Source organism: Staphylococcus gallinarum (assembly GCF_000875895.1).
In the GTDB taxonomy this organism is placed as follows: Bacteria; Bacillota; Bacilli; order Staphylococcales; family Staphylococcaceae; genus Staphylococcus; species Staphylococcus gallinarum.
Genome location: NZ_JXCF01000125.1, coordinates 1 through 241, shown reverse-complemented (window position 1 = coordinate 241; position 241 = coordinate 1). Strand labels below are relative to the sequence as shown.

The window sequence follows — 241 nt, the reverse complement described above, 5'->3', positions numbered from 1 at the left end:
AGACATTGAAGTTATGTCTGAACACTTATGGCGTGTAGAAATTGAATTAAAAAGAGATATGGTTGATTATTGGAACGATTGTTTTAATGATTTACATATTTTGAAACCAGATTGGTCTAGGTTAGAAAAAGTAAAAGACCAAGCAATGATTTATATGCTAATTCATGAAGAAAGTACATGGGGTAAATTAGAAAGACGTACAAAAAATAAATACAGAGAAATGTTAAAAAGTATTTCAGAA

1 pseudogene is annotated in these 241 nt (G+C 28.2%); it reads left to right on the top strand.

The window, feature by feature from the left end:
- A pseudogene (locus tag SH09_RS13725) lies at positions 1 to 241 on the top strand (replication initiation factor domain-containing protein); the annotation flags it as partial.